Source organism: Pararhodobacter sp. CCB-MM2, assembly GCF_001691415.1.
Classification (GTDB): Bacteria; Pseudomonadota; Alphaproteobacteria; order Rhodobacterales; family Rhodobacteraceae; genus Pararhodobacter.
Map to the genome: position 1 here is coordinate 1 of NZ_LRRR01000064.1, position 2502 is coordinate 2502.

General features: G+C 62.2%; 2 protein-coding genes. Both read right to left on the minus strand.

What is annotated here, in order from left to right; translation table 11 throughout:
- Positions 1-72 precede the first annotated feature (72 nt).
- The gene (gene istB / locus BCY78_RS24150) at positions 73-867 is read right to left on the minus strand and encodes an IS21-like element helper ATPase IstB (protein WP_068306904.1); all 795 of its coding nucleotides are present in this window, start codon (positions 865-867) and stop codon (positions 73-75) included.
- Positions 857-2389, minus strand: coding sequence for an IS21 family transposase (gene istA / locus BCY78_RS24155; protein WP_068306902.1), 1533 nt, complete (start codon positions 2387-2389; stop codon positions 857-859). Before istA ends, istB begins: the two co-directional genes overlap by 11 nt.
- Positions 2390-2502: the final 113 nt, after the last annotated feature.

Here is a 2502-nt window from a genome sequence, read left to right on the forward strand (position 1 = left end):
TGTTGATTTCCACCCAGAACTGACCCGGGTTTTCCATCGAGAAGTGACCCACCTTGGATTATGCTGAGCGGGTCATGTTTGGGTCAAGACATGGCTTCCCTCCCTCTTTTTCCGCGTTGCTGCAGCGGCGCTGTCCTTGAAGCGGAAGCTGTCGTTTCCGGTCTCGAGGATGTGGCAGCGATGGGTGAGCCGATCGAGGAGCGCGGTGGTCATCTTGGCGTCACCGAACACTGTGGCCCACTCACTGAAGCTGAGGTTCGTAGTGATGATCACGCTGGTGCGCTCGTAGAGCTTGCTCAGCAGATGGAAGAGCAAGGCGCCCCCTGACGCGCTGAACGGCAGGTATCCGAGCTCATCCAGGATCACGAGGTCGAGGCGAGTGAGGGTCTCCGCGATGTGTCCGGCTTTTCCCTTGGCCTTCTCCTGCTCGAGAGCGTTGACGAGTTCGATGGTCGAGAAGAAGCGCACCTTCCGGCGATGATGCTCAATTGCATGAATGCCGAGCGCAGTTGCAACGTGGGTCTTCCCGGTTCCGGGGCCGCCGATGAGCACAACGTTCTGCGCCCCTTCCATGAACTCGCCGCGATGCAACTGGCGCACCGTTGCCTCGTTCACCTCGCTGGACGAGAAGTCGAAGTTGGGCAGATCCTTGTAGGCCGGGAAGCGTGCCACCTTCATGTGATAGGCAATCGAGCGCACCTCGCGCTCCGCGACCTCAGCCTTCAGGAGCTGCGTCAGGACCGGCACGGCGGCTTCGAATGCCGGCGCACCCTGCTCGATCAGGTCGGTCACGGCTTGAGCCATCCCGTGCATCTTGAGGCTGCGCAGCATGATCACGATGGCACCGCTGGCTGGGTCATGACGCATGGCGGCCACCAGCATCGCGAGGCCGCAGCTCGTCATAGCGCTCCACATTGGCCCGGGGCTCTCGCTTGAGGGCCAAGGAGACCGGCGTGTCGATGGTGGGAGCGTCGGTCGACTTCCCGTCGATCAGGCGGTGCAGAAGATTCAGGACGTGGGTCTTGGTCGCTACGCCCTCGGAGAGGGCCAGCTCGACCGCGGTCAGCACCACTTGCTCGTCGTGATACAAGACCAGGGCAAGGATATCGACCATCTCCCGGTCTCCCCCGGGCCGTCGTAGCAATTGGCTCTGCAATTGCCGGAAGGCGGGTGGCAGATCCACGAAGGGGGCGCCATTGCGCAGGGCTCCGGGCTTTCGCTGGATGACGGCCAGGTAGTGGCGCCAGTCGTAGATCGTTCTGCCGGGCAGATGGTGAGATCGCTGGATCAGCCGATCGTGCTCGCACAGGATTTGCCCCTCCGCGGCGACCACGAGGCGATCGGGGTAAATCCGGAGGCTGACTGGTCTATTGGCGAAGGAGGCGGGGACGCTGTAGCGATTGCGCTCGAAGCTGATCAAGCAGGTCGGGGACACGCGCTTGCTCTGCTCGACAAAGCCGTCGAAGGCGGGTGGCAACTGCATGAGCGCCGCTCGCTCCCAGCCCCAGACATCCGCGATGCTACCCGCGAGGGTGCCATGGGGTGTCTCGCGCCAGAACTCCATGCAGCGCCGCTCCAGCCATGCGTTCAGCGAAGCAAGGTCGGGGAAGGTCGGCATGGGGTTCCATAAGCGCGGGCGGGCGTCCTGGACGTTCTTTTCGACCTGACCTTTTTCCCAGCCCGCCGCCGGATTGCAGAACTCCGGCTCGAACACGTAGTGGTTTGCCATAGCCAGGAAGCGCATGTTCACCTGACGCTCTTTGCCACGGCCAACCCGATCCACCGCCGTCTTCATGTTGTCGTAGATCCCACGCTCCGGAACGCCACCAAAGACGCGGAAGCCGTGCCAATGGGCATCGAACAGCATCTCGTGGGTCTGCAGCAAATAGGCTCGGACGAGGAAGGCACGGCTGTGAGACAGCTTGATATGCGCGACCTGCAGCTTCGTGCGCTCTCCACCAAGCACCGCGTAGTCTTCGCTCCAGTCGAACTGGAAGGCCTCCCCAGGCCGGAACGACAACGGGACGAAGATGCCGCGCCCAGTGGTCTGCTGCTCGCGTTGGCGCTCAACCCGCCACTTTCGGGCGAAGGCCGCAACCCGGTTGTAGGACCCCGTGTAGCCGAGCGCTACGAGGTCGCCATGCAACTGCTTCAGGGTTCGGCGCTGCTTGCGTGACTTTGCAGCCTCCGTCTTCAGCCACGCGGCAAGCTTGTCGGCGTAGGGATCAAGCTTGCTCGACCGGGCCGGAATGCTGAACTTCGGCTCGATCGTGCCTGCTCTCAGATACTTCTTGATGGTATTCCGCGACAGACCGGTTCGGCGCGCGATCTCTCGGATCGGTAGCTTCTCCCGCAAGGCCATGCGGCGGATGACGTTCAAAAGTCCCATGTGGATCACTCCGGAATCCCCCGCTGCAAGCTGCGTCGCGGGGAGGGTCACATGGGTCAATTCTCAATGGAAACTAAGTGCTCTCCCGGGTCAGTTCTGGGTGGAAATCAACA